Source organism: Martinezella lusitana, from assembly GCF_014207095.1.
In the GTDB taxonomy this organism is placed as follows: Bacteria; Pseudomonadota; Alphaproteobacteria; order Rhizobiales; family Rhizobiaceae; genus Rhizobium; species Rhizobium lusitanum_B.
The window spans coordinates 138,812-164,871 of record NZ_JACHBG010000008.1 but is presented as its reverse complement, the minus strand read 5'-3'; the positions used below and the strand labels follow the sequence as shown (position 1 = coordinate 164,871).

29 protein-coding genes are annotated in these 26,060 nt (G+C 60.9%); 15 read left to right on the top strand and 14 right to left on the bottom strand.

From position 1 onward, the window contains the following. The first annotated feature begins 347 nt into the window (after positions 1–347). From rpmH to yidC, 3 genes are read left to right on the top strand one after another with little or no spacing between them, the layout of a single operon-like run. A complete protein-coding gene (rpmH, locus tag GGD46_RS18665; protein ID WP_041677194.1) occupies positions 348–482 on the top strand; it encodes a 50S ribosomal protein L34 in 135 nt (44 codons plus the stop codon). 25 nt (positions 483–507) lie between these two features. Next, complete coding sequence (rnpA, locus tag GGD46_RS18660; RefSeq protein ID WP_184706582.1) at positions 508–909, top strand: ribonuclease P protein component; 402 nt, start codon at positions 508–510, stop codon at positions 907–909. Then, the gene (gene yidC, locus GGD46_RS18655) at positions 909–2,711 is read left to right on the top strand and encodes a membrane protein insertase YidC (RefSeq protein WP_184706704.1); all 1,803 of its coding nucleotides are present in this window, start codon (positions 909–911) and stop codon (positions 2,709–2,711) included. Before rnpA ends, yidC begins: the two co-directional genes overlap by 1 nt. A gap of 91 nt (positions 2,712–2,802) precedes the next feature. On the opposite strand, the gene arsK is transcribed toward yidC, so the two are convergent. Genes arsK through GGD46_RS18635 form a run of 4 tightly spaced genes read right to left on the bottom strand, consistent with a single transcriptional unit; the run spans position 2,803 to position 5,485 of the window. Then, a complete protein-coding gene (arsK, locus tag GGD46_RS18650) occupies positions 2,803–4,023 on the bottom strand; it encodes an arsenite efflux MFS transporter ArsK (protein ID WP_184706580.1) in 1,221 nt (406 codons plus the stop codon). After that, positions 3,980–4,408, bottom strand: coding sequence for an arsenate reductase (glutaredoxin) (gene arsC / locus GGD46_RS18645; protein ID WP_184706577.1), 429 nt, complete (start codon positions 4,406–4,408; stop codon positions 3,980–3,982). The genes arsK and arsC (GGD46_RS18645) overlap by 44 nt, the downstream gene beginning before the upstream one ends. Further along, on the bottom strand, positions 4,405–5,106 hold the full coding sequence (locus GGD46_RS18640; protein WP_184706575.1) for an MIP/aquaporin family protein: 702 nt from the start codon (positions 5,104–5,106) through the stop codon (positions 4,405–4,407). Before GGD46_RS18640 ends, arsC (GGD46_RS18645) begins: the two co-directional genes overlap by 4 nt. Positions 5,107–5,131: 25 nt before the next feature. Next, positions 5,132–5,485 carry an ArsR/SmtB family transcription factor gene (locus GGD46_RS18635; protein WP_184706573.1) on the bottom strand — a complete coding sequence of 118 codons (354 nt, stop codon included), beginning with the start codon at positions 5,483–5,485 and terminating at the stop codon, positions 5,132–5,134. A 42-nt stretch (positions 5,486–5,527) separates the two neighbouring features. Between GGD46_RS18635 and GGD46_RS18630 the strand changes: the two genes are divergently transcribed. Next, on the top strand, positions 5,528–6,040 hold the full coding sequence (locus tag GGD46_RS18630) for a DUF6428 family protein (RefSeq protein WP_184706572.1): 513 nt from the start codon (positions 5,528–5,530) through the stop codon (positions 6,038–6,040). Between the two features lie 123 nt (positions 6,041–6,163). After that, a complete protein-coding gene (gene yihA / locus GGD46_RS18625) occupies positions 6,164–6,823 on the top strand; it encodes a ribosome biogenesis GTP-binding protein YihA/YsxC (RefSeq protein WP_184706570.1) in 660 nt (219 codons plus the stop codon). Positions 6,824–6,901: 78 nt separating this feature from the next. Here yihA and GGD46_RS18620 read toward each other — a convergent pair whose 3' ends face one another. The 3 genes from GGD46_RS18620 to GGD46_RS18610 form a co-directional block, all read right to left on the bottom strand. Then, positions 6,902–7,459, bottom strand: a complete 558-nt coding sequence (locus tag GGD46_RS18620; protein WP_184706568.1) for a fasciclin domain-containing protein — start codon at positions 7,457–7,459, stop codon at positions 6,902–6,904. Positions 7,460–7,565: 106 nt separating this feature from the next. Beyond that, positions 7,566–8,279, bottom strand: a complete 714-nt coding sequence (locus GGD46_RS18615) for an anti-sigma factor domain-containing protein (protein WP_184706566.1) — start codon at positions 8,277–8,279, stop codon at positions 7,566–7,568. Further along, a complete protein-coding gene (locus GGD46_RS18610) occupies positions 8,276–8,818 on the bottom strand; it encodes a sigma-70 family RNA polymerase sigma factor (RefSeq protein WP_184706564.1) in 543 nt (180 codons plus the stop codon). The genes GGD46_RS18615 and GGD46_RS18610 overlap by 4 nt, the downstream gene beginning before the upstream one ends. 179 nt (positions 8,819–8,997) lie before the next feature. On the opposite strand from GGD46_RS18610, the gene argB reads away from it, so the two are divergent. Next, a complete protein-coding gene (argB, locus tag GGD46_RS18605; RefSeq protein WP_004120889.1) occupies positions 8,998–9,885 on the top strand; it encodes an acetylglutamate kinase in 888 nt (295 codons plus the stop codon). A gap of 62 nt (positions 9,886–9,947) precedes the next feature. Here the strand turns inward: argB and GGD46_RS18600 are convergent, their stop codons facing one another. After that, positions 9,948–10,790 (bottom strand): oxidoreductase, encoded by an 843-nt coding sequence (locus tag GGD46_RS18600; protein ID WP_184706562.1) that lies wholly within the window; start codon positions 10,788–10,790, stop codon positions 9,948–9,950. Positions 10,791–10,935: 145 nt separating this feature from the next. On the opposite strand from GGD46_RS18600, the gene GGD46_RS18595 reads away from it, so the two are divergent. Beyond that, positions 10,936–11,832: a LysR family transcriptional regulator gene (locus GGD46_RS18595; RefSeq protein ID WP_184706560.1), complete on the top strand. Its 897-nt coding sequence runs from the start codon at positions 10,936–10,938 to the stop codon at positions 11,830–11,832. Here GGD46_RS18595 and GGD46_RS18590 read toward each other — a convergent pair whose 3' ends face one another. Beyond that, positions 11,833–12,603 (bottom strand): isocitrate lyase/phosphoenolpyruvate mutase family protein, encoded by a 771-nt coding sequence (locus GGD46_RS18590; RefSeq protein WP_184706558.1) that lies wholly within the window; start codon positions 12,601–12,603, stop codon positions 11,833–11,835. 215 nt (positions 12,604–12,818) lie between these two features. Here GGD46_RS18590 and GGD46_RS18585 point away from each other — a divergent pair, with 215 nt between their 5' ends. Then, complete coding sequence (locus GGD46_RS18585; protein WP_184706556.1) at positions 12,819–13,523, top strand: pyrimidine 5'-nucleotidase; 705 nt, start codon at positions 12,819–12,821, stop codon at positions 13,521–13,523. 113 nt (positions 13,524–13,636) lie between these two features. Beyond that, on the top strand, positions 13,637–14,281 hold the full coding sequence (locus tag GGD46_RS18580; RefSeq protein ID WP_184706554.1) for an EF-hand domain-containing protein: 645 nt from the start codon (positions 13,637–13,639) through the stop codon (positions 14,279–14,281). Between the two features lie 116 nt (positions 14,282–14,397). Here GGD46_RS18580 and GGD46_RS18575 read toward each other — a convergent pair whose 3' ends face one another. Then, positions 14,398–15,285 (bottom strand): LOG family protein, encoded by an 888-nt coding sequence (locus GGD46_RS18575; protein WP_184706552.1) that lies wholly within the window; start codon positions 15,283–15,285, stop codon positions 14,398–14,400. 215 nt (positions 15,286–15,500) lie between these two features. Between GGD46_RS18575 and dapD the strand changes: the two genes are divergently transcribed. The 3 genes from dapD to GGD46_RS18560 all read left to right on the top strand — a co-directional run bounded on the left by dapD (position 15,501) and on the right by GGD46_RS18560 (position 18,296). Beyond that, a complete protein-coding gene (dapD, locus tag GGD46_RS18570; protein WP_184706550.1) occupies positions 15,501–16,358 on the top strand; it encodes a 2,3,4,5-tetrahydropyridine-2,6-dicarboxylate N-succinyltransferase in 858 nt (285 codons plus the stop codon). 158 nt (positions 16,359–16,516) lie between these two features. Further along, positions 16,517–17,710: a succinyl-diaminopimelate desuccinylase gene (dapE, locus tag GGD46_RS18565; RefSeq protein ID WP_184706548.1), complete on the top strand. Its 1,194-nt coding sequence runs from the start codon at positions 16,517–16,519 to the stop codon at positions 17,708–17,710. Next, positions 17,697–18,296 carry a hypothetical protein gene (locus tag GGD46_RS18560; RefSeq protein WP_184706546.1) on the top strand — a complete coding sequence of 200 codons (600 nt, stop codon included), beginning with the start codon at positions 17,697–17,699 and terminating at the stop codon, positions 18,294–18,296. The genes dapE and GGD46_RS18560 overlap by 14 nt, the downstream gene beginning before the upstream one ends. Positions 18,297–18,305: 9 nt before the next feature. On the opposite strand, the gene arsC (GGD46_RS18555) is transcribed toward GGD46_RS18560, so the two are convergent. From arsC (GGD46_RS18555) to def, 4 genes are all read right to left on the bottom strand, one after another. Next, positions 18,306–18,707, bottom strand: coding sequence for an arsenate reductase (glutaredoxin) (arsC, locus tag GGD46_RS18555; RefSeq protein WP_184706544.1), 402 nt, complete (start codon positions 18,705–18,707; stop codon positions 18,306–18,308). Next, positions 18,685–19,491, bottom strand: coding sequence for a tRNA pseudouridine(38-40) synthase TruA (truA, locus tag GGD46_RS18550; protein WP_184706542.1), 807 nt, complete (start codon positions 19,489–19,491; stop codon positions 18,685–18,687). The genes arsC (GGD46_RS18555) and truA overlap by 23 nt, the downstream gene beginning before the upstream one ends. Further along, positions 19,491–20,438, bottom strand: a complete 948-nt coding sequence (gene fmt, locus GGD46_RS18545; RefSeq protein ID WP_184706540.1) for a methionyl-tRNA formyltransferase — start codon at positions 20,436–20,438, stop codon at positions 19,491–19,493. Before fmt ends, truA begins: the two co-directional genes overlap by 1 nt. 183 nt (positions 20,439–20,621) lie before the next feature. Beyond that, complete coding sequence (gene def, locus GGD46_RS18540) at positions 20,622–21,137, bottom strand: peptide deformylase (RefSeq protein WP_184706538.1); 516 nt, start codon at positions 21,135–21,137, stop codon at positions 20,622–20,624. 186 nt (positions 21,138–21,323) lie between these two features. On the opposite strand from def, the gene GGD46_RS18535 reads away from it, so the two are divergent. The 3 genes from GGD46_RS18535 (at position 21,324) to GGD46_RS18525 (ending at position 26,042) form a co-directional block, all read left to right on the top strand. Beyond that, positions 21,324–22,502 carry a DNA recombination protein RmuC gene (locus GGD46_RS18535; protein WP_184706536.1) on the top strand — a complete coding sequence of 393 codons (1,179 nt, stop codon included), beginning with the start codon at positions 21,324–21,326 and terminating at the stop codon, positions 22,500–22,502. 101 nt (positions 22,503–22,603) lie between these two features. Next, complete coding sequence (locus GGD46_RS18530) at positions 22,604–23,503, top strand: ribokinase (RefSeq protein WP_184706534.1); 900 nt, start codon at positions 22,604–22,606, stop codon at positions 23,501–23,503. 193 nt (positions 23,504–23,696) lie between these two features. After that, a complete protein-coding gene (locus tag GGD46_RS18525; RefSeq protein WP_184706532.1) occupies positions 23,697–26,042 on the top strand; it encodes a methyl-accepting chemotaxis protein in 2,346 nt (781 codons plus the stop codon). Positions 26,043–26,060: the final 18 nt, after the last annotated feature.

The following is a 26,060-nucleotide window of genomic DNA, read 5'->3' as shown; positions in this document are numbered from 1 at the left end:
ATCCAGATATCGGCCAAATTCATTAATGTTATCTTGCTGCAATTTTAGTCAAAATGCGTGGATCAATACTTGTTCTTTCGTCCTATTTCAGCATTTTCGAATATTTCTGTGCGCGCGCCGTCAATCGACCCGACGCTGTCGGGATGCTGCGTCAACAGGCGGAAATCCCGGATTTCAAGGAATCTGCGCCGGTATAATTGACTTTAGGGGCCTCGATCCTTATAAGCCCGCGCACGTTCGGTCATGGAGCCTGCATTTGCGGGCCAAGTCCGTTCGTCATAATCAACAACGCTCCTTGCTATTGAAGCAAAGCTCAAGAAGGGCCGCACTCCGCGGTGTTTAAATAAATGAAGCGTACCTATCAACCATCCAAGCTTGTTCGCAAGCGTCGTCACGGCTTCCGTGCCCGTATGGCTACCAAGGGCGGCCGTGCGGTTCTTTCCGCTCGCCGTAACCGCGGCCGCAAGCGTCTTTCGGCCTAACGGCCGAAGTGCCCGATGATCCAGGATGGCGGGCAAATTGACGAATGAACGACCCAAAAAGACTGTCGGGCGGCTGAAAAGCCGGCCGCAGTTTCTTGCAGTCCGTGAAGGCGAGAAGCGCAAGGGCGGCTTCTTTCTCCTAGAGATGCTGGACCGCAAGCTTGCCGACGCCGACCCCCGCGTTGGTTTTACTGTTACCAAAAAACATGGCAACGCAGTGGAGCGCAATCGCATGCGGCGCAGGCTGAAAGAAGCCGTGCGTCTTCATGCCGGGTTTGCAATGCAGCCCGGACACGACTATGTGGTTGTCGCGCGGCGCGATGTGCTGACCGCACCTTTCGAAAAACTGGCAAGCGAACTCGTAAGCCGCATCGAAAACAGGCCGAAACATCGGCGGTCGGAAACGGACCGCTCCAGGAAAGTATGATGGAAAACAACCGCAATTACTTCATAGCAATTGCACTGTCCGTGCTGATTGTTCTCGGCTGGCAGTTTTTCTATATGAACCCGCGCCTTGAGGCGCAGCGCCAGGCCGAACAGGCCGCCAAGCAGCATCAGCAGACCCAGCAGGCTCAGACGACCCAGTCTCCGGCCGCAGGGACCGCAGTGAACGGTGCGCTGCCGGCAAACGGCCAGACGACGTCGACGGTCCTTACCCGTGAGCAGTCGGTCGAAAAGACTGCAGCCTCGCGCGTTGTCATCGATACGCCCGCGCTTGCCGGTTCCATCAACCTGGAAGGCGCTCGCCTCGATGACCTGCGTCTGAAGAGCTATCACGAGACCGTCGACAAGAGCAGCCCGATCATCACGCTGTTCAGCCCTGCCGACACCAAGGACGGCTACTTCACCGAACTCGGCTATGTCGGCAACGACGCGACCGGCGCGGTTCCCGGTCCTTCGACCGTGTGGAAGCTCGCAGGCGGCGACAAGCTGACGGATAAGACGCCGGTCACGCTGTCCTATACCAACGACAAGGGCGTCACCTTCTCGCGCACGATCTCCGTCGACGATCGCTATATGTTCACGATCACCGACAAGATCGCCAACAGCAGCCAGGCTCCGGTTTCTCTGTCGAGCTATGGCCGCGTTACGCGCTACAACAAGCCTGAGACGCCCTCCGCATACGTTCTGCACGAAGGCTTCATCGGCGTTATTGGCGACGATGGCCTGATCGAGACCAAATATGCCTCGACCGAGAAGGAAGCAACGACACCGGCAAAGTCGACCGGCGGCTGGCTCGGCATGACCGACAAGTACTGGGCCGCAACCGTCGTGCCGCCGCAGTCGACGGCCTATGACGCCCGCTTCTCGCATTTCGCCGACGGCACGCCACGTTATCAGGCCGATTACAAGCAGGATGCGATCACGGTCGCTCCCAGCCAGTCGATCGAGCTGAAGAACCTCGTCTTCGCCGGCGCCAAGGAAGTTCCGGTCATCGATCGCTATGAAACCAGCTATTCGATCCCGCGCTTCGACCGCCTGATCGACTGGGGCTGGTTCTATTTCATCACCAAGCCGATGTTCAAGCTGATGGATTTCTTCTTCCGCTTCTTCGGTAATTTCGGCGTCGCCATCCTCTGCACGACCATCGTCGTCAAGGCGCTCTTCTTCCCGCTCGCCAGCCGGCAATATGCCTCCATGGCGAACATGAAGCGCATGCAGCCGAAGATGGAGGAGCTGAAGGCGAAGTTCGGCGACGACCGCATGGGCCTGCAGCAGGCGACCATGCAGCTTTACAAGGAAGAGAAGATCAATCCGATCGCGGGCTGCTGGCCGGTGCTCCTGCAGATCCCGATCTTCTTCTCGCTCTACAAGGTGATCTACATCACCATCGAGATGCGTCACGCGGCGTTCTTCGGCTGGATTCAGGACCTTTCCGCTCCAGATCCGACGTCGATCGTCAACCTCTTCGGCCTGCTGCCCTTTGCGGCTCCGACCTTCCTGCATCTCGGCGTCTGGCCGCTGATCATGGGCGTTACCATGTTCTTCCAGATGCGCATGAACCCGACGCCGCCGGACCCAACCCAGGCGATGATCTTTAACTGGATGCCGCTGGTATTCATGTTCATGCTGGCAAGCTTCCCGGCCGGCCTCGTGATCTACTGGGCCTGGAACAACACCCTCTCGGTGATCCAGCAGTCGATCATCATGAAGCGCCATGGTGTGAAGGTAGAGCTCTTCGACAATCTGAAGGGCCTCTTCAAACGAAAACCGGCGCCATCGAAATAAATGCAAAAGCCCCGCTTCGGCGGGGCTTTTCGTTATTTGGCAGCAGGTGCGACCGACGGGAACTCCGGCATTAATGCGCCGCCCACAACGGTCATCGCAACGCAGCGATGGAGAATAGGGCAACGATGGAAAGCCCGCCCAGAGCGGCCGTGACGGCGACTGAGGGCGTGATGCCGATGTTCTCCATAGCGAAGGCCAGGATGAACGGGGCAAAAGCTGAAAGGGTCAGCCGCGCCGCCATCATCTTCCCCTGAAGCTTCCCGTAGCCGTCACTGCCGAAAAGATGCAGAGGCAGCGTCCCGGTGACGATACTGAGGAGGCCGTTGCCCATGCCGAAGATCATCGCGAAGGCCATGGCGCCGGGCACGGAGGGAGCCGAAAGCAGAAGCACCAGCACTCCACCCGGAATCAGCGTCGAAGAGATCACGGCCAGATGGAGGGCGGGCAGGTTCTTGCCGAACACCATATTGGCGAGGCGGCTGCCGACCTGCGACGGGCCGAAGAGCGTCCCTACGAGAGCGGCGGTCGCGCCAAGACCGAGACCGGACAGTAGCGGCACCAGATGCACCAGATGCACCAGAATAGCCGAACTGACGAGCGACATCAGCGAAAAACCCGTAACCATGATCGCAAAGCCAAGGCGACGGCGAGCAGGTGGCAACACACCCTCGACAAGCGGGGCGACGGTCGATGCCCTCGCCCGGTGCATGGTTCCCTGACGCGACAACCAGGCGTGGATTGGCAGGCAGATACAGAGGTTGAGGACGGCGAAAACCAAATAGACGTTCTGCCATGTGAGATGCGCATGAAGTGCCGTGGTTATCGGCCAGAAGATTGTCGAGGCAAATCCACCGATCAGCGTCAGATAGGCGATACTGCGGGAGGCGACCTGCGGTCGGATTTGCACGAGCAGCGCAAAGGCCGCGCCATACTGGACCAGATTGGCGGAAGCTTCGATCGCAACAAGTGCTGCGACGTAGGCTGCCTTGTTGGGCGCAAGGGCACAGGCGGCCAGAGCGACAGCCGCCGCGAAGGAGCCGATCGTCATCACCCGGGCGGCGCCGATCCTGTCGAACAGCACGCCCAGCCATGGGGCAGTGAGGCCGCCAATCAGAAGCGCGGCCGACAGCGCGCCGAAAACCCATTCGCTCGACCATGCGAACTGCGCGGCCATATTAGGCGCGAGGATGCTGAAGCTGTAATAGAGGGTACCGTATCCAATGATCTGCGTGACGCCGAGCGCGAGCACGGCAAGAAGTGGCACCCGTTCAGACAAGGCGCTTGCCGTCAGCGCCGAGAACCCGCTCGCCATCTTCTTTGGCGAACGGGCCTCTATGCGTATCAGGTAGGATATCCAGGACGATTTCCGAAGGCCGGGCCAGACGCGTGCCCATGGGAGTGACGACGAAGGGGCGGTTGATCAGGATCGGATCCTTCAACATGGCATCAAGCAATTGGGCATCGGTCAAGTCCGGATTGTGGAGGCCGAGCTCGGCATAGGGCGTGCCCTTTTCGCGGATCGCCTGCCGAACAGTCAAACCCGCATCGGCAATCATCTTGACGAGATCATCCCGAGTTGGCGGATTGCGCAAATATTCGATGACGGTCGGCTCGATACCGGCATTGCGGATCATCGCCAGCGTGTTGCGCGAAGTGCCGCAATCGGGATTGTGGTAGATTGTAACATCCGTGGTCATGGGGCGGTTTCCGTTTCAGCAAGAGGTTGAGGATCGCTGGCTTCCATCAGCAGCCAGCTGACAAGCAATACCGCCAGCAATGCACCGAGGACTTCCGCGACAATAAAACCCGGCAGATCGACAGGACGAATGCCGGCGAAGGTGTTCGTCAGTGCGCGGGCGATTGCGACAGCCGGATTGGCGAAAGAGGTGGAAGCTGAAAACCAGTATGCAGCCGTGATATAGAGGCCAACCAGCCATGACACGGCGTCGGTGCGAAACCGCCGGCCCGCGAGGATGACGAAAACAAGGCCGAACGTGGCCGTCACCTCGGCCAGCCATTGCGCGCCGCCGCTGCGAATGGTCGTCGACGCCTGCAACAACGGCAGTTCGAACATGGCATGCGCAAGGAATGTTCCGGCAATGCCGCCGAGGATCTGCGCAACGATATAGCCCAAAGCCGACATGGCGGTCAGCTCGCGGCGCAGCGTGAAGGCCAGCGATACGACCGGGTTGAAGTGAGCGCCGGATATCGGCCCCAGGACGATGATCAGCACGATAAGTATCGCACCCGTAGGCAACGTATTGGCGAGCAGCGCAAGCGCCGCATCGGTCGTCAGCCTGTCCGCCATCATGCCCGAACCGACGACCGTCGTAACCAGAAGGCTCGCGCCCAAGGCCTCCGAGACAAGGCGGCGCGAAAGCGGAAAAGATGTCATGGCTTCAAGCCCGAGATCAGCATGTTCATGGAACGTTTCTCGCAGCGGGTGCACAGCAGGCAGCGACTTGCGTCGCCGACGCGCAGACCTCCGGGTGCCCCGCGCAGCAGTCTTCCATCAGGAAGCGGACGAGACCTCCGAGCACATGGAAGTTGGCGGTGTAGACGATAGAGCGGGATTCCCGTTGCTGGCCAATGAGGCCGGCCCGATCCAATTCCTTCAGGTGGAACGAGACATTCGAGGGCGATACGTCGAGCTTCTCTGCAATCGCGCCCGCAGCCATGCCATCAGGACCGGCAACGACGAGCATGCGAACGATCTGCAGACGGGTCTCCTGAGAGAGTGCGCCGAATGAAGCGAGGGCTTGACCTTCATCCATATTTCAACAATCCTTGAAATGTTGAAATATGGAGTACCTCAAATGAACGCGATCGACAAGAGCCTGGCTTCGGATATCAACCTAGGCCTTCTGCTTGAGACCTTGGCCGGAGCCCGCGATCTGCCCCTTATATTCCGCTATGACGGCCGGCCCGTGAGGCCGGGCTATCATGTCACGGAAGTTAAAGCCGGGCAGTTTTCGGCACTGGACTGTGGGGCCAACCCCGAAACATGGGCTGAGATCTTCGTGCAGCTTTGGGATATCGAGGAAGGCGACCGCATGCATATGCCGGCGGGCAAGTTCGCCGCTATCATCCGCAAAGTTTCCGAGCACGTGCAGCTCGATGGTGCCGCAAGGCTGACCTTTGAGGTAAGCGACGGGGTGCAGCCGATGCAGCTCTACTGCGCATCGGCTCCCGCTATCCGTAACGGGGCGGTGCATGTCGACCTCATTCCCCGCGCGGCTAGCTGCAAGCCACGTGACCGGTGGCTGGTCGAGCAAGCTCAAGCAGCCGCTTGCTGTGGGCCAGCAAATGCCGTCACGTGTTGCGGTTAGCTATTACCGACTCTTTGAGGTGGCATCGAAGCTCGGCGTACGACGCCCAATGCCGATCAAAACTTGACTTTCGCGGATAAAACCCCGAAGCCAATGCACTCATTCAAGCAAAAGACCGAGAGCATGGCCGACCAGACGACAAAAGACGACAAGCCACTTTTCGGGCGCCCGTGGATCTTCATCCGCGGCGTGCCGTCGATGAAGTTCCTGCCGCCGGAAGGGCCGTTCGAAGTGGCCTTCGCCGGACGCTCGAATGTCGGCAAGTCGTCGCTGATCAATGCGCTGGTCGGACATAAGGGCCTGGCGCGTACCTCGAATACGCCGGGGCGTACCCAGGAGCTCAACTATTTCGTTCCAGACGGCTTTTCCGGCGAAGGCGGCGACCTGCCGCCGATGGCGCTGGTCGACATGCCCGGCTACGGCTATGCCGAAGCGCCGAAGGATCAGGTCGACGCCTGGACCAAGCTGGTGTTCGACTATCTGCGCGGGCGCACGACGCTGAAGCGCGTCTACGTGCTGATCGACAGCCGCCATGGCATCAAGAAGAACGATGCGGAGGTTCTGGACCTGCTCGACAAGGCCGCCGTGTCCTACCAGATCGTGCTCACCAAGACCGACAAGATCAAGGAAGCGGGCCTGCCGAAACTGCTCGCCGACACAGCGGAGAAAATCCGCAAGCGCCCGGCCGCCTATCCCGGCATTCTCGCCACTTCCTCGGAAAAGGGCGCCGGCCTTCAGGAGTTGCGCGAGGCCATTGGGCTGACGGTCGGCATCGACGTTTGAGCAATTAAATCAATCTCTGCGATGAGGCCGCCGCTCTATGCCGCTTGGCGAGAGCGACGGCCGTGTTGCCGCGGAGGATCACATCTTCGGCAACAGCACCTTGTCGACGACGTGGATGACGCCGTTCGACTGCTTGACGTCGGCGATGGTGATGTGAGCAGTGCCGCCGGCCTCGTCGGTCAGCGTCAGCTTGCCGCCCTTTTCCATGGCCTTGATGGTGCAGCCGCCGACTGTTTTCAAATCGTACTCGCCACCCTTGCTCATCGCCCATTTCTTGAGGGCGGCGGCCATATCGTCACCGGCGACGACATGGCAGGTCAGCACCTTGACCAGCGTTGCGTTGTTCTCCGGCTTCAGCAGGGTGTCGACCGTGCCCGGAGGCAGTTGCTTGAAGGCTTCATTGGTCGGCGCGAAAACGGTGAAGGGGCCTTTGCCTTCGAGCGTGTCCACAAGCCCTGCTGCCTTCACGGCGGCGACCAGCGTCGTGTGGTCTTTCGAATTCACGGCATTCTGGATGATATTCTTGCTTGCGTACATCGCCGCCCCGCCCACCATGGGGTCCTTGGCGTAGGCCAGGCTCGCTCCGGCCGAAACCATTGCTGCCATCGCGCCGATGCGAATCACGGTCTTGATCATGACTTGTCCTCTTCCTCTTTTTGCCCCGATCGGTCGGGGTCAAAGGAAGGTACGCAGGCGTATGGAGAAGAGTTTCAGCCGATGATGTTTTCTGGAGAGGAATTCGTCAGGGCAGTTGGATCGTGCCGGAGGCAATTACGTTGCCCGTTGGTTTGCCTGTCGGCGAGCCCCCGAAAGGCTCGACGCTGATGGCGATAATCGCGCCTTCCGTCAATTTGCTGTGAAGCTCCGGCGGCAGGCTGATCTCGCCCTCACCGGTCTGCGGCAGGATACCCAGAGCCTCGGCAGGATCGCTGCCGCGAATCAGCCAGAGTTCCAGCGACTTCTCATCCGGCTTGCCGGCAGCGACCGGCGTCACCTTCAAGCGGCCATTGGCGACATCGTAATTGGCAAGGAGATTGACGGAGCTGTTCTGGCCAGAAAGGGATGCGGTGAGCTGCTTGCCCTGAACGGGACGGGGACCCGCTTCGTTCGTAATGGCGAAGACCAGAACACCGGCCGCCAGAAACAGCGAGCCGAAGGCAACCGAGCGCCAGAGTACGAGCGACTTCCACAGGTGGGCGCCAAGCGCGGCCTCCCCGAAAATCCGCTTTTCGATCTTCGGAAACACCGCTTTCGCGGGCGTTGCCGATTCGTATTCCTCGTTGAATTCCGAGAGATTCTGCTCCCAGCGGCTGACGATGGCCGCGAATTGGCGGTCGCTGCGCATGCGTCTCTCGACCTTCTGCCGATCCTCCAGCGAGAGCACGCCAAGCACGTATTCTCCGGCCAGGACTTCGTCGCGGGAGCGGCCTCCCTTGCTTTGATCGGGCGTACTCATCGGTCCATGCACTCTCTTAGTCTGATCAGGCTCCGGCGCAGCCAGGTGCGCATGGTATTCAAAGGTACCGAGTGTTGATCGGCGAGTTCCTGGTAGCTCAAACCCTCGACATAGGCGCTGCGAACAGCCCGGGCGCGATCAGCTTCCAACTCTTCCATGCACCTGTCAATCCGCCTGCCCTCTCCCTTAACGATTGCTTGCTCTTCCGGGTCCGGTTCTGTGTCGGCAAGATCGTATGCGCTGTCGATTTCGTCAGCAACCGGCTTGCGGGCACGAACGAAATCGATGGATCGATTGCGCGCAATCGCCGCCAGCCAGGGCATAGCCCGCCCCTCGGAAGGGGCAAACTGCTCGGCACGCTGCCATATCTTGACGTAGACTTCCTGCAAGACTTCTTCCGCGTCTGTTCTATTGCCTATGATACGCAGGCAAACACCATAGAGTTTTGGACTGGTGCGTTTGTAGAGCACTGCGAAGGCCTTTTGGTCGCGCATGGCGACACGGCCGATCAGCGCTTCCGTCTCCTCGCTCGCCGCCATCCGACACCCCACTCAGACGCCTGGCCCAACATTAAGACAAAAGTGCGCCCAGGCAAGCTCGCCGACGCGATCAATTTTGACAGTGCTATTGTGACACAGCATCAACTTATGCCGACATCATTATTCCCTCTGTCAAAAACTTGAGATAAAAGGCCGCGAACATTTTCGAAGGGTGCACCATGTCCGAAGCCCACAGCGAACTTCAAGCCAGCCTGCTCGCACAGGCGCTGCCCTACATGCAGCGTTACGAAAACAAGACCATCGTGGTGAAATACGGTGGTCACGCCATGGGCAACGTCGAGCTCGGCAAGGCGTTCGCAGCCGACATCGCCCTGTTGAAGCAGTCGGGCGTCAACCCGATCGTCGTCCACGGCGGCGGCCCGCAGATCGGCGCCATGCTAACGAAGATGGGTATCGAATCGAAATTCGAAGGCGGCTTGCGCGTCACCGACGCTAAGACGGTCGAGATCGTCGAGATGGTGCTCGCCGGCTCGATCAACAAGGAAATCGTCGCGCTGATCAACCAGACCGGCGAATGGGCGATCGGCCTTTGCGGCAAAGATGGCAACATGGTCTTCGCCGAAAAGGCGCACAAGACCATCAAGGATCCGGATTCCAACATCGAGCGCGTGCTCGATCTCGGCTTCGTCGGCGAAGTGGTCGAAGTCGACCGCACGCTGCTCGACCTGCTTGCCAAGTCGGAGATGATCCCCGTCATCGCCCCGGTCGCTCCAGGCCGCGACGGCGCCACCTACAACATCAATGCCGATACCTTTGCCGGTGCGATCGCCGGTGCGCTCAGCGCCACGCGCCTGCTGTTCCTGACGGATGTCCCGGGCGTGCTCGACAAGCAGGGCCAGCTCATCAAGGAGCTTTCGGTCGCGCAGGCGCATGCCCTGATCGCCGACGGCACGATTTCCGGCGGCATGATCCCGAAGGTCGAGACCTGCATCGACGCCATCAAGGCCGGTGTTCAGGGCGTCGTCATCCTCAACGGCAAGACGGCCCACTCGGTACTGCTCGAAATCTTCACCGAGCGCGGCGCCGGTACGCTGATCGTTCCTTAAGGACAATACGCCCTTCCCGAGCGGGGTAAGGGCGTATCTTTTCATTGCCCGATGCGATGCGCTCAACCGAAATCGGTTGAGCGGGTCAGATCTTCCCAGGCAGCGATCTCCTCGCTGAAGGCAGCGAGCTTCCCCCGCACCAAATTCAGCGCGTCGGTCCCGAGCAGCAGATGGACCGGCGGGTTTTCGGACGCGACCAGCGCCAATATGGCGGCAGCTGCCTTATGCGGGTCGCCGGCCTGATTGCCGCTCTTTTCCTCGCGTGCCTTCCGGATCGGATCGAACAGCTCATCGTAGTCGGCGATGCTGCGGCCGGAGCGCACCATGGAGCGCCCAGCCCAATCGGTGCGGAACGATCCGGGCGCGACAGCGGTCACGTCGATGCCGAAGCCCTTCACCTCTTTCGCCAACACCTCGCTGATGCCCTCCAGCGCGAATTTGCTGCCGCAGTAATAGGCAATGCCGGGCATGGTGATGAAACCGCCCATCGAAGTGATATTGATGATGTGCCCGGCACGACGGCGGCGCATGAAGGGCAATACCGCCTTGATCATCGCAACGGCTCCGAAAACGTTGACATCGAACTGGCGCCGCATCTCGCCAAGCGGCGATTCCTCAAGCATACCTTCGTGGCCGTAGCCGGCGTTGTTGATCAAGACGTCGATCGGCCCCGTCTCCGCCTCGATACGGGCAACCGCAGGCTCGATCGCATCGAAATCGGTTACATCGAGAAGCACGGCTTTGGCCCGCTCCGGCGCGATCACTTCGAAATCTGCTTTGCCATCGGCATTGCGCACCGTGCCGACGACGCGATGGCCGGCGGCGAGCGCCGCTTCGGCGAAGGCTCGACCGAAGCCGGAGCTGACGCCGGTGATCAGGAATAGTTTGCTGTGTTTCGAACTCATGGGAGGCTCCTGGCTGTTGACACGCTCACGCTGGATGAGCGGTTGCGCTCCGCCTAAGTGGAGACGATGCGACAGCCAGTCCAATATATTGCGGTGGCTTTGTTCATATCTTAAAGATATATCGCCTCAGTTTGGAAGAGTACGGATGGAACTGCGCCACATCAGATATTTTCTCGCCGTCGCCGAGGAGTTGAATTTCACCAGAGCCGCGCGACGGATAGGTATCGGGCAGCCGCCACTCAGCAACCAGATCCGCGATCTGGAAGACGAGATCGGTGCGCCGCTGTTTCGCCGTTTGCCGCATGGCGTTGAACTGAGCGAGGCAGGGCAGGTCTTCCTGCCGGAAGCCCAAGCGATCGTGGCCAGGGCCGAACAGGCGAAGGCTTTGGCATTGAGGGCAGCGCGCGGCGAGCTCGGGCGATTGCGGATCGGCTTTACCGGTTCGGCGGCCTTCAGTCCGATCGTGCCGTCATCCGTGCGCAGTTTTCGCCGCGCCTATCCGGAAATCGATCTGACATTGGAAGAGGCTCATACGACCCGACTGCTGGAGCGGCTTGAGGCGGAGGAGCTGGATGCAGTCTTCATCCGGCCGGGCGACGCGGATCCACCCTCTTTCCGGTCGCACGCACTTGCAGAAGAGGCCATGATGATTGCCCTGCCCTCAGGCCATCCGCTGGCGGGGGCGGCGAGTCTGCCTCTATCTGCCCTGTCTGGAGAGCCCTTCGTGCTGTTTCCGCGCATCGCCGGGCCGAGCCTGTTCGACGGGATCATCGCCGCCTGCAGGCAAGCAGGCTTCGAACCCGCCCTCGGGCAGGTCGCGCCGGAGATCACCTCGATCGCCAATCTGATCGCCGTGGAACTCGGCGTTTCGGTGGTGCCGTCGGCAATAGCTCAAATCCGGGTTCCCGGCGTCGCCTATGTTCCCATCTCCGGCAACGCGCCGATCGCACGGTTGACGCTGGCAACACGCCGCGATGAACGCTCCGCCGTCGTGCAGAATTTCATCGCGCGCGTGCTGGCCGCAAAGGCCGAACTCGGCTGATCATTCCTGCCGATAAACCGCCTCGGCCTCGCTCTTCAGCATTCCCATGATGGAGCGATAAGGCGCGGCGCCATAGCTGATGCGGCTGACACCCAGATCGGCCATGGTCTGGTTATCCGGTGTCGTCGGGCGCACCATGATGTTAACAGGCAGGGGCGAGCGCTCGCAGAGGGCGCCAATCAGTTCCGGGTCGACTAGGCCTGGCGCAAAGAAGCCGCTCGCTCCTGCCTCTGCAAAAGCGTCGGCGCGCTTGAAGGCATCGTCGAGCAGGATCTGATGGTGGGCCGTATCGCTTTCTTGAAGGAAAAGATCCGTGCGCGCATTGATAAACAACGGAAGTTCGCGCCGGTCGGCCATCTCCCTGATAGCGCGAATGCGGGCGACCTGGGTCTCGATCGGATGAACGCCGTGCCCGCCGATCACCTGGTCCTCGAAATTAATGCCGATGGCGCCATGATCGACGATCTTTTCGACATTGGCAGCGACTTCCTCTGGTTCGACGGCATAGCCGCCCTCGAAATCGACCGACAGAGGCAAGTGGCTCGTCACCGAAATCAGCTTGGCGGTGACCGCCAGCAGCGACAGCGGAATAGCCTGCCCGTCCCCGAAGCCGTTGGCCGCAGCAACTGCCCAGCTGCCCGTGGCCAGCGCTTTCGCACCCGCCTCCGTAACCGCCTTGGCCGAACCGGCATCCCAAATATTGAAAAGGATCAGCGGCTCGCCCTTCTTGTGCAGCCGCGCAAACTCCTGCGCCTTTTCCACCTGACTCATCGCATCCCCTTCCGAAAAGCCCGGCCGGGCAATTTCCTCTCCATCACCCGAAAGGGCTCAAGCCCTCCCTCACCAGCAAATAGAGCAAAACCCCGGAAATCAATGGTGGAATCATAGCCGGCATTGGATCAACCGGCAATGTCCGCAAGGCCTATATGCCACAGCATGAATATTTTCCTTTTCCTTGGCCGAGGCGGCGTGTCATAACCGCGACCATGAGCCAGCCAAAAACGCTATCTGAGCCGTCAGATTTCTCCGACATCCGTGACTGGGTGTTCGATCTCGACAACACGCTCTATCCGCATCATGTCGATCTCTTCGCGCAGATCGACAAGAACATGACCGCCTATGTCTCGGCCCTGCTGCAGATGGAGCGAGAAGATGCGCGCAGGCTGCAGAAGCAATATTATCTTGAGCATGGCACGACCCTGCAGGGGCTGATGATCCATCACGGCATCGACCCCATTGATTTTCTCGAGCGGGCACATGCGATCGACTATTCGGCACTGACGCCGCAGCCGGAGCTGGCCGCCGCCATCAAGGCGCTGCCGGGGCGCAAATTCATCTTCACCAACGGCAGCGTGAAGCATGCCGAGACAACCGCCGGCGCGCTGGGCATTCTCGACAATTTCGACGGCATCTTCGATATCGTCGCTGCCGATTACGTGCCGAAGCCTGCTGGCAGCACCTACGACAAGTTCATGAGCCTCAATCACGTCGATACCAAGAAGGCGGCGATGTTCGAGGATCTGCCGCGCAACCTCACCGTGCCCAAGGCGCTCGGCATGAAGACGGTGCTGCTCGTGCCGCAAAACATCGAGGCGACCAATGTCGAATGGTGGGAGCGCACGACCGGCGAAGACGACCACATCGACTATGTGACCGACGACCTCACGACCTTCCTCAAGGCGCTGATCTAACCATTCATAAGGCTGGGGTTACGAAAGTTTCATCAGCGTTACAGAGGTTTAATTGGTCGTTTTTGACGGCCAGCCGTATCGTTTGACCATTCCTCGACACGAAAGGAAAAACGATGAACGGGAAAAAAATTCTTCTTGCAGGGCTTTCCGCAGCCCTTCTGGTGGGCGGTGCCGCTCAGGCTAGCTTCGCTGCCCAAGGCGATGAAGCAAGAGGCGGTCATCACGGCAGACACTGGCATGGCCCCCGCTTTTCACCGGAAATCGTCTATGTGCGCATGCTGAAGCAATTCGGCCAGCCCGGTGACACCAAGGTCACGCGGGATGAGGTCAAGGCCGGCGTCGACAAGCTCTTCGACCAGATCGACACCAACCATGACGGTCAGATAACGCCCGGCGAACTGCGCTCCTATCGTCAGGAACGCTTCAAGGAGTGGAAGGCCGAACGCGCCAAGGCCGACGGCAACGATCAGGCCAAGACCGACCAAACCAAGCCGGATCAGGCAAACGGCGATCAGGCCGATGCCGACAGCAAGGACAACGATGGCGGACGGCATCACCACGGGCCGCGTGGCCGCTTCATGCACGAAGCAGGCATGATGCGCGGTCTGATGGTGTTCCACCGCATCGACAAGGATGAAAACGGCCAGATCAGCAAGCAGGAAGCCGAAGATGCGGCCAACAAGCTCTTCGACCGAATGGACCGCAACCATGACGGTGTGATCTCGCTGGACGATATGCCGAACCGGCCGCTGCTGTAGGCCGACTGATCTCTAGCGATCCGAAATGAATGCCATCGCATTTCACGGCTCGCGCGTTGACCGAAATGTCATAGCGAAGGCCCGCCCTCGCTCATGCGACGGCGGGCCTTTCGTTTTCAATGGCCGTTTTCGTTGTGGCCGTTGTCGTGCTCGTAGAAATCCGCGACGATCTTCCAGGCTTCCTCCGCCGTATCGACGAAACTGATCAGGTTGACGTCGTCGGGGGCGATGGTGCCGAATTCGGCAAGCGCATCGAAATTGATGATGCTGCGCCAGAATTTTTCGCCGAAGAGAATGAGCGGCAGGCGCTCCATCCGGCCGGTCTGGATGAGCGTCAGGCATTCGAACAGCTCGTCCATCGTGCCGAAGCCGCCCGGGAACACCGCGATCGCCTTGGCGCGCACCATGAAATGCATCTTGCGGATCGCGAAATAGTGGAAGTTGAAACTCAGTTCCGGCGTTACGTAGACATTCGGCGCCTGCTCGTGCGGCAGGACGATGTTGAGGCCGATCGAAGGGGCGCCTTCTTCGGCCGCGCCGCGATTGCCGGCTTCCATCACGCCCGGGCCGCCGCCGGTGACGACGACATATTCATGGAAATCGAAGCCGGCCGAATAGCGGGAGCAAAGCCGCGCGAACTTGCGCGCCTCTTCGTAGTAGACCGATGCGGCCTCGAGATTGGCGCGCTGCACGTCGTTGCGCGCGGCCCAGGCATTAGTGCCGGGTGCCGGAATACGGGCGCCGCCGAACATCACGACGGTCGACTTGATGCCCTTCTCGGTCAAAGACATCTCGGTCTTCAGCAATTCCAGCTGCAGACGGATCGGCCGCAACTCCTCGCGGCACAGAAAATCCTCATCGGCATAGGCAAGCCGGTAGGAGGGCGACATCGACTGCGGCGTGCGCGGCACGGATTCCGCGCGCTTCTTGTCCGCCGAGCTCGTCTTCAAGGGGTCCCATACCCCATCCTTGCGCCGCAGCCTGCCGTTCTTCGACTTGCTCATCTATTCATGCCTTTCGAATCGATCATGACGAGCCATTCCCGCCCGAAGGCGCGAATAGCCAAGCTCTTGCATATGCCCCTACAACGCCTTGATTCCAAGCTCAATCGGCGCGGAAAAGACATTCCATTTTCAGGCTCCATGCTATAGGACCAATCGACCATATCCGGAGCCGTTGCCGGAAAACACGATAGGCACTGACGTTTTAAGGAATTCCCATGAGCGCTAACGATCTCGCCTCCCTCGAAAAGTCCATCGAGGCCGCCTTCGACAATCGCGACAATGTGAACACGTCGACGCGCGGCGAAGTCCGCGACGCCGTCGAGTCGGCGCTCAACCTCCTCGATAGCGGCAAGGTTCGCGTCGCCGAGCGCGGTGCGGACGGCAACTGGACCGTCAATCAGTGGCTCAAGAAAGCGGTTCTGCTCTCCTTCCGCCTGAACGACATGAAGGTCGTCGAAGGCGGCCCGGGCAATGCGACCTGGTGGGACAAGGTTCCCTCGAAATTCGAAGGCTGGGGCGAGAACCGCTTCCGCGAAGCCGGCTTCCGCGCCGTGCCGAACGCGGTCGTGCGTCATTCCGCCTATATCGCTCCCAACGCCATCCTGATGCCGTCCTTCGTCAATCTCGGCGCCTATGTCGGCGAAGGCACCATGGTCGACACCTGGGCGACCGTCGGCTCCTGCGCTCAGATCGGCAAGCATGTGCATCTCTCCGGCGGCGTCGGCATTGGCGGCGTGCTGGAACCGATGCAGGCCGGCCCGACAATCATCGAGGACAATTGCTTCATCGGCGCCCGCTCGGAAGTCGTCGAAGGCTGCATCGTCCGCGAAGGTTCGGTGCTTGGCATGGGCGTCTTCATCGGCAAGTCGACGAAGATCGTCGATCGCGCCACCGGCGAGATCACCTATGGCGAAGTTCCGCCTTACTCGGTGGTCGTCGCCGGCTCGCTGCCGAGCGGCAACACCATGGCAAACGGCCAGCCGGCCCCGAGCCTCTATTGCGCCGTCATCGTCAAGCGCGTCGATGAAAAGACCCGCTCGAAGACCGGCATCAACGAGCTGTTGCGCGACTGATCTTGAAACTTTTGGAAGCGCGGTTGCCACATCGCGCTTCCCTTATGCTTGCCGGGTAAGCATGCCTGTGCGATTGCTGGAATCGCGGCAAAGAATTTCGACTCGTCGTCGACCCTTTGCCATCGCTTTGCCATTTCCCGCCGGATAAATTACCCCCGATGACCGTTACCGATCCCGTCACCAATCTGCAGACCCTCATTCGCTGTGCTTCCGTCACGCCTGCCGAAGGCGGGGCGCTGACCGCACTTGCCGACATGCTGGCGCCGCTCGGCTTCAAAGTCGACCGCATGACGGCGACCGAACCGGGAACGCCCGATATCGAAAACCTCTATGCACGCCTCGGCACGGACGGGCCGCATCTGATGTTTGCCGGACATACGGATGTCGTCCCGGTCGGTGATGCCGCCTCCTGGAGCCATCCGCCCTTTGCCGCCGACATAGCAGATGGTGAGCTTTTCGGCCGCGGCGCCGTCGACATGAAGGGCGGTATTGCCTGCTTCGTGGCCGCCGTGGCGCGTCATATCGAAAAGCACGGCAAACCCGCCGGCTCGATTTCCTTTTTGATAACGGGCGATGAAGAAGGGCCGGCGATCAACGGCACAGTCAAACTGCTGCAATGGGCCGCCGAACGCGGCGAGACTTGGGATGCATCGCTCGTCGGCGAACCGACCAATCCGGACCGGCTGGGCGACATGATCAAGATCGGCCGCCGCGGCTCGATCTCCGGCTTCATTACGGCTCACGGCGTTCAGGGTCATGCGGCTTACCCACATCTTGCCGATAACCCGGTGCGCAGCATCATCAAGCTGACCGAGGCGCTGCTCGACCCGCCCTTCGATGCCGGCACGGACAATTTCCAGCCGTCCAACCTCGAAGTGACGACGATCGATGTCGGCAACGCCGCCACCAACGTCATCCCCGCCAGGGCGACCGCTGCTTTCAACATCCGTTTCAACGACACCTGGACGGCCGAGACGTTGAAGGCCGAGATTATCGCCCGTCTCGACGCGGCAGCCGCCGATGAAACGCTGCGCCCCGGGCGGGCGCCGGCAAAGTACGACATCACCTGGTCGGAACGGCCCAGCCACGTCTTCCTGACGCGCAACAACGCGCTGATCGCCTCGCTCTCTTCCGCCATCGAGAACACGACGGGTCAAAGGCCTGTGCTTTCGACGACGGGAGGCACTTCGGACGCCCGCTTCATCAAGGACTATTGCCCGGTGGTGGAGTTCGGGCTGGTCGGCAAGACCATGCATATGGTGGATGAACGCGTCGCAGTCTCGGATCTCGAAACGCTGACCGGGATCTACCAGACCTTCATCAAGCGCTGGTTCGAGAATGCCGACCTTTAAGGAAGTCCAATATTACCTGTCCGGCCTGTGGCTGCTGATCCGCATGGATGCGCGCGGCTTCCAGTATCTCGACATATCGGACCGCGGCATGCTCCGCTCCTTCTGGGCCATCGTCTGGAGCCTGCCGCCGATCGGCATTTCCTGGCTGTGGTGGCGACAGGCCTATCTGATCGCCATGCCGCCCGAAACGTCGACGGGCCTTGCCTTCTTCCTGCGGCTGGCGCTGGTCGAAGCCACAAACTGGGTGATCCCGCTCGTTCTCGCCGGCGTGCTGCTGCTCATCTTCCGATTCGGCGACAAGTTCGCGCCGATCGTCGTCACGGTGAACTGGCTCTGGGTGCCAACGTCCTATCTGAACGCACTGCTCATCGCGCTGATCGCCTTCGTCCCCGGTTCCAAAGGATTACTGGCGCTTCTATCGCTGATGCTGATGGCGGCGACGATCTTCTCGCTGGCGCGAGTTCTCAGAATGATCTGCGGCGCTCATCCGCTCTTCATCGGTGCGCTGACGCTGGTGCTGATGATCCCCAGCATGCTGCTGACGGACTTCCTCCAGCGCTTCCTCGGCGTCTATCCGCCGGGTTGAGGCCGGCGCCTATCGTGTCACCACTTCGCCGTCTTCTTTCGTGAACGGACCGATATCCGGATTCGGCAGGATATCCAGTACGAGCTCAGAGGGACGGCAGAGGCGCACGCCCTTCTCGGTCACCACGATCGGACGATTGATCAGGATCGGGTGTTCGATCATCCGGTCGAGCAGCTGATCGTCGGTGAGATCGGGACTGCCGAGGCCGAGTTCGTCATAGGGCGTTCCCTTTTGCCGAAGCAGATCGCGAACCGGAAGGCCCATGGCAGCGATCAGCTCCACCAGTTCTTCACGACTGGGCGGCGTCTTCAGGTATTCGACAACGACAGGCTCCTCGCCGGACTGGCGGATCATCGCCAGCGTGTTGCGCGAGGTGCCGCAGGCAGGATTATGATAGATCTTCACCGTCACCGGCATTCTCCCCTTCGCCGCCGGCAGCACCGGCGCCATCGCGATAGTCCACCTGCATGAAATAAAGCCCGTCCGGCGGGGCGACGGGGCCGCAGGCCTTGCGATCCCGAGCCTCCAGTGCCGTACGCACATCGTCGGGCGTCCATTTGCCCTCGCCCGCAAGCTTCAGCGTGCCGGCGAAGGAGCGGATCTGATTGTGCAGGAAGCTCTGCGCTGTGGCGCGGATCTCGATCAGCTCGCCGTTGCGCGTCACATCCAGCCGGTCGAGCGTACGCACCGGACTGTTTGCCTGACAATGCGCCGAGCGGAAGGTGGTGAAATCATGCTGGCCGACAAGGGTCTGCGCGGCGGCATGCATGACCTCGTGATCCATATCCTTCGGCACCCACCACGCGCGTCCGGCTTCCAGTGCCAAAGGCGCCCGGCGGGTGATGATGCGATAGAGGTAATGGCGGCGAATGGCCGAAAAACGCGCGTCGAAGCTCGCATCGACCTCTTCGATATCGAGAATGGCAACACGATCGCCGGCCATCCGCAAATGGGCGTTGAGTGCGTTGCGCAGCGTGTAGATCTTCCACTCCTTGGAAAGATCGGCATGCATCACCTGTCCCATGGCATGCACACCGGAATCGGTGCGTCCCGCGCCGCGGATCGAGACCGTTTCGCCGGTCAAAGACCGGATGGCACCCTCGATCGCCCCCTGCACGGAAGGGCCGTTCTCCTGGCGCTGCCAACCGACATAGGGAATGCCGTCATATTCGACGGTCATTTTGTAACGCGGCATCAGGCTTGCTCCGAGGCAAGCAGGGTGCCTGGCGCAATCGGCGTACCGCGCAGGAAATCGGCTGCAGCCAAGGGCTTGCCGCCCGCCTTCTGCAGCTTGGTGAGCCTAACGGCGCCAGTGGCGCAGGCAATGACGAGATCGTCCGTCAGCACTTTGCCGAGCTCTCCATTGCCCTCGGCCAGTTCCGAGCCCAGCACCTTGACGCGCTCCGGGCGACCGGCGATATCGGCTTCGAACCAGGCGCCGGGGAAAGGCGACAAGCCGCGAATGTGATTATGGACATCAGCCGCCGGCTTGCCGAAATCGATGCGCGTCTCGGCCTTGTCGATCTTGGCAGCATAAAGAACGCCTTCGGACGGCTGAGCCGTCAGCGGCAGCTCGTCATGCTCCAGCTTGTTCATGGCCTCGGCCATGGCTTTCGCGCCCACGAGCATCAGCCTGTCGTGCAGTTCGCCTGCAGTCATGGTGTCGCCGATCTCGACTTCGCGTGTGAGCGCAACCGGGCCGGTATCGAGCCCCTTATCCATCTTCATGACCATCATGCCGGTCTTGGCGTCACCAGCCATAATCGCCCGCTGGATGGGGGCCGCACCGCGCCAACGCGGCAGCAGCGAGGCATGGCCGTTGTAGCAACCAAGGCGCGTGCCTGACAGAATCGCCTCCGGCAGCAGCAGGCCGTAAGCCACGACGACAGCGACATCCGCATCCAGATCGCGAAAACGCTGGCGCTCGTCCGGATCCTTGAAGTTGACTGGAGTGAAAACAGGCAGGCCCAGCAACTCGGCCGCCTGATGAACCGGCGACTTCTGCAGATCAAGCCCGCGCCGGCCACCTGGGCGCGGCGGCTGCGTATAGACCGCACGAACCTTATGCCCGGCATCGATCAAGGACCGCAATGTCGGTACGGAGAATTCGGGCGTTCCCATGAAAATGATGTTGAGCGACATGCGATCCATCCGGCTTAAAGTATGAAGGTTCGAGCGACCGGATTCCGGCGGCCTTTGCGCCATATGGGTCAAACGCTAGCCGCCATCGGACAGGTCAGGCGCGATGATCGATCGTTCCGGTCTCCGCATCGTAGCGAACAAAGGCCGCAGCACCAAATGAAGCGGCCTTTGCCAGGAAATGCCTCAGAGAGCCTTGGCCTTGGCGGCCTTGGTGAACTTCTTGATCACCATCTCGCGCTTCAGGCGCGAAATATGGTCGATGAACAGCACGCCGTTCAGGTGGTCGATCTCGTGCTGCACGCAGGTCGCCAGCAGGCCGTCAGCCTCGGTGAGCTGCTCCTTGCCGTTGCGGTCCAGATGCTTGACGGTGACGCGCGCCGGGCGCTCCACTTCGGCATAGTAATCCGGAATGGAAAGGCAGCCTTCCTCATAGACCGAACGCTCGTCGGACGAAGCGACGATTTCCGGATTGATGAACACGAGCGGCTTCTTCTCTTCGCCTTCGCGCGCAACGTCGATGACCAGGAGACGGCGGGGAACGCCGATCTGGATCGCCGCAAGGCCGATGCCGGGCGCATCATACATGGTTTCCAGCATATCGTCGGCGAGACGCTGAATTTCGGTATCGATCTGCTCGACAGGCTTTGAAGCCTGACGGAGCAGCGGATCGGGCAAAATGATGAGTGGCTTGATCGTCATGACGTCTCCCATAACGCATCTTGCGGTGCGATGGAATCGCCAAGATGGTGGTGGCGTTGTGTTTTTTCGTCGACGGCGATCTAGGCACTCGCAGGCCGCCTCGAAATTTTGTTCACGGTTTGATCTGGATATTCGCCACGATTTTGTTATGGTGCCGAGAAGACTTCCACGAGCGCGCCAGGTTTCATGTCCTTCATCCTCTTCGGCCAAGCCATTTCCACGGTCCAGCTTCTGACCGGCCTCGTCATTCTGCTTGCTATCGCGGTAATCGTCCTCTTCGTCCGCAGCAAGGCACGGGCGGAAGACGATGCGCTCGACGCCGAGCACACGATGGCCGCGCTGCTACGGTCGCAGGCGGAGATGCAGGGACGGCTCGCCACCATGGCCGAAGTCTTCGGCTCCAGGCAGGCCGAGCTCAATCAGGCCATCGGCCAGCGGTTAGACGGCATGTCACAGCGCGTGACGGCGACGATCGGCGAGCAGACGCGCTCGACGCATGAAAACCTGCGCCGCCTTCAGGAGAGGCTTGCCGTCATCGATGCCGCGCAGACCAATATCCAGACGCTGGCGAAAGATGTCGTCGGCCTGCAGGCTATTCTGTCCAACAAGCAGACGCGCGGCGCCTTCGGCCAGGCCCGCATGGAAACTATCATCGCCGATGGACTGCCAATGGGCGCCTATGCGTTTCAGGCGACGCTATCGAACGGTTCGCGGCCGGATTGCACCATTCGCATGCCGAACGGTTCGCCGCCGCTTGTCATCGATGCCAAGTTTCCGCTGGAAGCCTGGAACGCCATTCGCGCTGCGGCAAGCCCCGAACATGGCAAGATCGCCGCTCAGCAGTTTCGCCGGGATCTGGAACTGCATATCCGCGACATCTCAGAGAAGTATCTCATACCGAGCGAAACGCAGGACACGGCCTTCCTCTTCGTGCCGTCCGAGTCGATCTTTGCCGAGATCCACGAGAATTTCGAGGCGATCGTGCAAAAGGCGCAGCGTGCCCGCATCGTCATCGTCTCGCCCTCGCTGCTCATGCTGTCGATCCAGGTCATCCAGGCAGTGCTGAAGGACCAGCGCATGCGCGAGCAGGCTCACGTCATCCAGAGCGAAGTGGCGCATTTGATGGACGATCTCTCGCGGCTCGACGAGCGCGTGCGCAAGCTGCAGGGCCATTTCGCCATGGCACAGAAGGATGTCGACATGATCGTCACCTCCGCCGACAAGCTGGCAAGACGCGGCGAGCGGATCGAGGCGCTGGAATTCGAGGCCGCGAAAGAGCCTGCCAAGACGCGGCCGGAGGAAAGACCCAAGCCGGTCGACAACCGCACGAGCCAACTCAAGCTGAGGGTGGTTGACGAAGACTGATCGCTTCGGCAGTGTCGCGCCCAATCGATGCACGATCTCAAAAGAGATAAGATGGCCTCCAGGCAGGATCGTGCAGGACAGAACCCAGGGCAGGATATCGCATGATCACTATCTTCGGCTCCATCAATATGGACCTTATCGCCACCACGGATCGCTTGCCGAAGCCGGGAGAAACCGTCGCCGGTAACGGCTTTGCCACCGCAGCCGGCGGCAAGGGTGCCAATCAGGCGCTTGCCGCGCGCCGTGCAGGGGCAACGGTGCGGCTCAGCGGCGCGGTCGGCAATGACAGCTTTGCCGAACCGGCACTCGCCTTGCTCGACGCTGCCGGCACCGATCTTTCGACCGTCAAGCACGTCTCCGAGCCCACAGGCACGGCACTGATCCTCGTAGGCGGCGACGGAGAAAACATGATCGCCGTCGTTCCTGGCGCCAACGGCACGAATACGGCCGAACACGCAACTGCCGCCGTCGCCGCGCTGAACCCCGGCGATACGCTGATACTGCAGCTCGAAATTCCGGTTGCCGCCGTCGAGACGGCCCTCGGTGCCGCCAAGGCCAAGGGTGTGCGGACCGTGCTCAACCTCGCCCCCCTGATCCCCGAGGCCGCGCGCCTTGGCCGGCTCGCCGACATCGTCATCGCCAACGAGACGGAATTCGAGAGACTGGCCGGTCAGGACAACATGTCCGCAGCAGAGCGCGAGAAGGCTCTCGTTCGCTTGCACGGCGAGACTGGCCAGACGCTGATCGTGACACTCGGCGGCGACGGCGTCATTGCCATTCGCGACGGCGAGGTTTCCCGCGCCAAGGGCCTGGTAATCGAACCGGTCGACACGGTTGGCGCCGGCGATACGTTCTGCGGCTATTTCGCGGCAAGCCTCGATCAGGGTATGGACTTTCAGGCCAGCCTTCGCCGCGCGGCGGTCGCCGGTTCGCTCGCCTGCCTCAAGCCGGGCGCTCAGCCATCCATTCCGGTCGCCAGCGAAGTCGCCGAGAAGCTCTAAGTATAAAACCTCCTAAATACAGTGGAGCGCAATTAATTAAATTTTTGCGCTTCCATATCATTCTCCTCTGGCCTGGCGCGTATACCCTTCCGGCCGCGGCGGCAATTCTCACGGCGGCTCTATGACAGGGCCATCCTGCGCCGACTTTGCATGCGGATAATGTGCATCCCACGCATCGCTTTTTGAGGAAATGATGTTCATCTTTCGTATGAAGTCGCTTGCGGCCAAGCTGATCTTGGTCACCGGGCTGGCGATTGCACTCGTCCTGCTGGTCTCCAACTTCCTGCTGATCTCGCAGACGCGTGACCGCGTCGAGGCCTTGACGATGGATCAGGCCAATACCGAAGCCAAATCTATTTCCAACGAAATCGCTGCCAATCTCGGCGAAATGGCCAGCGCCGCCCGTTCCATGGCCGCCGTTATCGGCCGCGCACATGAAGGCCACAACCTCGACCGCAAGGGTATGATGAATATCCTCAAGGCGAACGTTGAGCAGAACGTCTTTGCTTTCGGCAGCTGGTTCTGCGAGCAGCTCGGCGCACTCGACGGCAAGACGACCGAACTTGCCAACAACAAGGATCAGGGCGTCAACGAAAAGGGTGCCTTCGCGCCCTACTGGTCGAAGACAAAGGATGGCGGCATCCAGTTCTCGACCTTCGACAACGATTATACGGCTGCCTGGTGGAAGCTCGCCGCCGACAGCGGCAAGGGCGCGATCACGCCGCCCTACCTCGCACAGGGCACGGACGTTCCGACGACCATGAGCTCTATCGCCTATCCGGTCATGTCCGGCGGCAAGATGATCGGCGTCGCGGGCGTCGATATCTCCCTCTCCTCGCTCTACACGAAACTTCAGAAGCTACATCCGTTCGGTTCGGGTCGCGTCCTGCTGGTTTCCCAGGATAACAAATGGCTGGTCGCGCCGACCGCCGATCAGCTGATGAAGGAATATGACGGTTCCGGCGCAAGCGTCATCAAGGCCGCGCTGACCTCCTCTTCCGCCAGCATCCTCAAGAACCTCTCGGAAAAGGGCGGCGAAGAATTCGACCGCGTCGTCTATCCGTTCGCCGTTCCGGGTCTGAACGCCACCTGGGTCGTTCTCATCGACGTACCGCGCAGTGCGATTGCAGCGCCAGTGCGTGACCAAACCTTCACGATGGTGGTCTCCGGCATTCTGGTACTGATCGCCGTCATGCTCGCTCTCTACGCGGCCGTTCGCGGCTTCGTGCAGAAGCCGCTTGCCGGTCTCGTTGCCAGCGTCAAGGGCCTCAGCGCCGGTAACTACGCCGATCCGATCGTCGGTCAGGACCGGGCTGACGAAGTCGGCTCCGTCGCCAAGGCGTTGGAAGGCTTCCGCTTCGCGCTTGCCGATACCAAGCGCCTCGAAGGCGAGGCAAACGATCAGCGCCAAGCTGCCGAAGGCGAACGCCGCCGCTCCGAAAGCGAGCGCAATGAGAGCGTCGCCCTCCAGCGTCACATCGTCGGCATTCTCGGCCACAACCTGGCTGAGCTGTCGAAGGGCAATCTCAGCCAGCGCATCACCGACGACTTCCCCGGCGAATATGCCCAGCTGAAGCAGGACTTCAACGCCGCGCTGGCCAGCATCGAAGAGACCGTGCACACGGTCAATGTCAGCGTCGGCAACATCGGCAGTGGTACCGGCGAGATCAGCAACAGCGCCTCCGACCTTGCCCGCCGCACGGAGCAGCAGGCCGCGAGCCTAGAAGAGACCGCGGCCGCCCTCAACCAGCTGACCGCACAGGTCAACTCCAGTGCCGAAAATGCCCGCACGGCAGCAAGCAGCGTCAATGCAGCGTCTCAGGATGCCGAGCATTCCGGCGAGGTCGTGCAGAAGGCTATCGCCTCCATGCACGGCATCGAACAGTCTTCTCTGGAAGTCTCGCGCATCATCGGCGTCATCGACGAGATTGCCTTCCAGACCAACCTGTTGGCGCTCAACGCCGGCGTGGAAGCTGCCCGTGCAGGCGAAGCCGGCAAGGGCTTTGCAGTCGTCGCGCAGGAAGTGCGCGAGCTGGCGCAGCGTTCGGCCAATGCCGCCAAGGAGATCAAAACGCTGATCAACACCTCGGCAGGTCAGGTCAAGGAAGGTGTCGACCTGGTCGGTCGCGCGGGCGATGCCCTGCACAAGATCGCCCAGCAGGTGATGGAGATCAACGGTCTCATTCGCCAGATTTCCGCCTCGGCAAGCGAGCAGGCCATCGGCCTCAAGGAAATCAACTCGGCCATGAACCAGATGGACCAGGTGACGCAGCAGAACGCGGCAATGGTCGAGGAGACCACGGCCTCCAGCGTCACCCTTGCCGAAGAAGCCCAGACCCTTCGGGGCCTGGTCGCACGCTTCCGCACGTCGCACAGCGCGCAGGACAATGCAGGTGCGTTGAGAGCTGCGGCCCAGCAGATGCGCGCCCCGGTCTCGTCACGCAGAGCGGCAGCCCCTGCTCCGGCTCCGGTACGCCGGGCTCAGCCACAGACGCATGGCGCCACGGCCCTTGCACAGGACGACTGGGAGGAATTCTGAGCCGCCTGAATTTAATCA

What these genes read in the sequence shown, in the direction of transcription:
- rpmH (WP_041677194.1), top strand. Translation starts at nt 348, where the DNA reads ATGAAGCGTACCTATCAACCATCCAAGCTTGTTCGCAAGCGTCGTCAC.
- rnpA (WP_184706582.1), top strand. Translation starts at nt 508, where the DNA reads ATGGCGGGCAAATTGACGAATGAACGACCCAAAAAGACTGTCGGGCGG.
- yidC (WP_184706704.1), top strand. Translation starts at nt 909, where the DNA reads ATGGAAAACAACCGCAATTACTTCATAGCAATTGCACTGTCCGTGCTG.
- arsK (WP_184706580.1), bottom strand. Translation starts at nt 4,023, where the DNA reads ATGGCGAGCGGGTTCTCGGCGCTGACGGCAAGCGCCTTGTCTGAACGG.
- arsC (WP_184706577.1), bottom strand. Translation starts at nt 4,408, where the DNA reads ATGACCACGGATGTTACAATCTACCACAATCCCGATTGCGGCACTTCG.
- GGD46_RS18640 (WP_184706575.1), bottom strand. Translation starts at nt 5,106, where the DNA reads ATGACATCTTTTCCGCTTTCGCGCCGCCTTGTCTCGGAGGCCTTGGGC.
- GGD46_RS18635 (WP_184706573.1), bottom strand. Translation starts at nt 5,485, where the DNA reads ATGGATGAAGGTCAAGCCCTCGCTTCATTCGGCGCACTCTCTCAGGAG.
- GGD46_RS18630 (WP_184706572.1), top strand. Translation starts at nt 5,528, where the DNA reads ATGAACGCGATCGACAAGAGCCTGGCTTCGGATATCAACCTAGGCCTT.
- yihA (WP_184706570.1), top strand. Translation starts at nt 6,164, where the DNA reads ATGGCCGACCAGACGACAAAAGACGACAAGCCACTTTTCGGGCGCCCG.
- GGD46_RS18620 (WP_184706568.1), bottom strand. Translation starts at nt 7,459, where the DNA reads ATGATCAAGACCGTGATTCGCATCGGCGCGATGGCAGCAATGGTTTCG.
- GGD46_RS18615 (WP_184706566.1), bottom strand. Translation starts at nt 8,279, where the DNA reads ATGAGTACGCCCGATCAAAGCAAGGGAGGCCGCTCCCGCGACGAAGTC.
- GGD46_RS18610 (WP_184706564.1), bottom strand. Translation starts at nt 8,818, where the DNA reads ATGGCGGCGAGCGAGGAGACGGAAGCGCTGATCGGCCGTGTCGCCATG.
- argB (WP_004120889.1), top strand. Translation starts at nt 8,998, where the DNA reads ATGTCCGAAGCCCACAGCGAACTTCAAGCCAGCCTGCTCGCACAGGCG.
- GGD46_RS18600 (WP_184706562.1), bottom strand. Translation starts at nt 10,790, where the DNA reads ATGAGTTCGAAACACAGCAAACTATTCCTGATCACCGGCGTCAGCTCC.
- GGD46_RS18595 (WP_184706560.1), top strand. Translation starts at nt 10,936, where the DNA reads ATGGAACTGCGCCACATCAGATATTTTCTCGCCGTCGCCGAGGAGTTG.
- GGD46_RS18590 (WP_184706558.1), bottom strand. Translation starts at nt 12,603, where the DNA reads ATGAGTCAGGTGGAAAAGGCGCAGGAGTTTGCGCGGCTGCACAAGAAG.
- GGD46_RS18585 (WP_184706556.1), top strand. Translation starts at nt 12,819, where the DNA reads ATGAGCCAGCCAAAAACGCTATCTGAGCCGTCAGATTTCTCCGACATC.
- GGD46_RS18580 (WP_184706554.1), top strand. Translation starts at nt 13,637, where the DNA reads ATGAACGGGAAAAAAATTCTTCTTGCAGGGCTTTCCGCAGCCCTTCTG.
- GGD46_RS18575 (WP_184706552.1), bottom strand. Translation starts at nt 15,285, where the DNA reads ATGAGCAAGTCGAAGAACGGCAGGCTGCGGCGCAAGGATGGGGTATGG.
- dapD (WP_184706550.1), top strand. Translation starts at nt 15,501, where the DNA reads ATGAGCGCTAACGATCTCGCCTCCCTCGAAAAGTCCATCGAGGCCGCC.
- dapE (WP_184706548.1), top strand. Translation starts at nt 16,517, where the DNA reads ATGACCGTTACCGATCCCGTCACCAATCTGCAGACCCTCATTCGCTGT.
- GGD46_RS18560 (WP_184706546.1), top strand. Translation starts at nt 17,697, where the DNA reads ATGCCGACCTTTAAGGAAGTCCAATATTACCTGTCCGGCCTGTGGCTG.
- truA (WP_184706542.1), bottom strand. Translation starts at nt 19,491, where the DNA reads ATGCCGCGTTACAAAATGACCGTCGAATATGACGGCATTCCCTATGTC.
- fmt (WP_184706540.1), bottom strand. Translation starts at nt 20,438, where the DNA reads ATGTCGCTCAACATCATTTTCATGGGAACGCCCGAATTCTCCGTACCG.
- def (WP_184706538.1), bottom strand. Translation starts at nt 21,137, where the DNA reads ATGACGATCAAGCCACTCATCATTTTGCCCGATCCGCTGCTCCGTCAG.
- GGD46_RS18535 (WP_184706536.1), top strand. Translation starts at nt 21,324, where the DNA reads ATGTCCTTCATCCTCTTCGGCCAAGCCATTTCCACGGTCCAGCTTCTG.
- GGD46_RS18530 (WP_184706534.1), top strand. Translation starts at nt 22,604, where the DNA reads ATGATCACTATCTTCGGCTCCATCAATATGGACCTTATCGCCACCACG.
- GGD46_RS18525 (WP_184706532.1), top strand. Translation starts at nt 23,697, where the DNA reads ATGTTCATCTTTCGTATGAAGTCGCTTGCGGCCAAGCTGATCTTGGTC.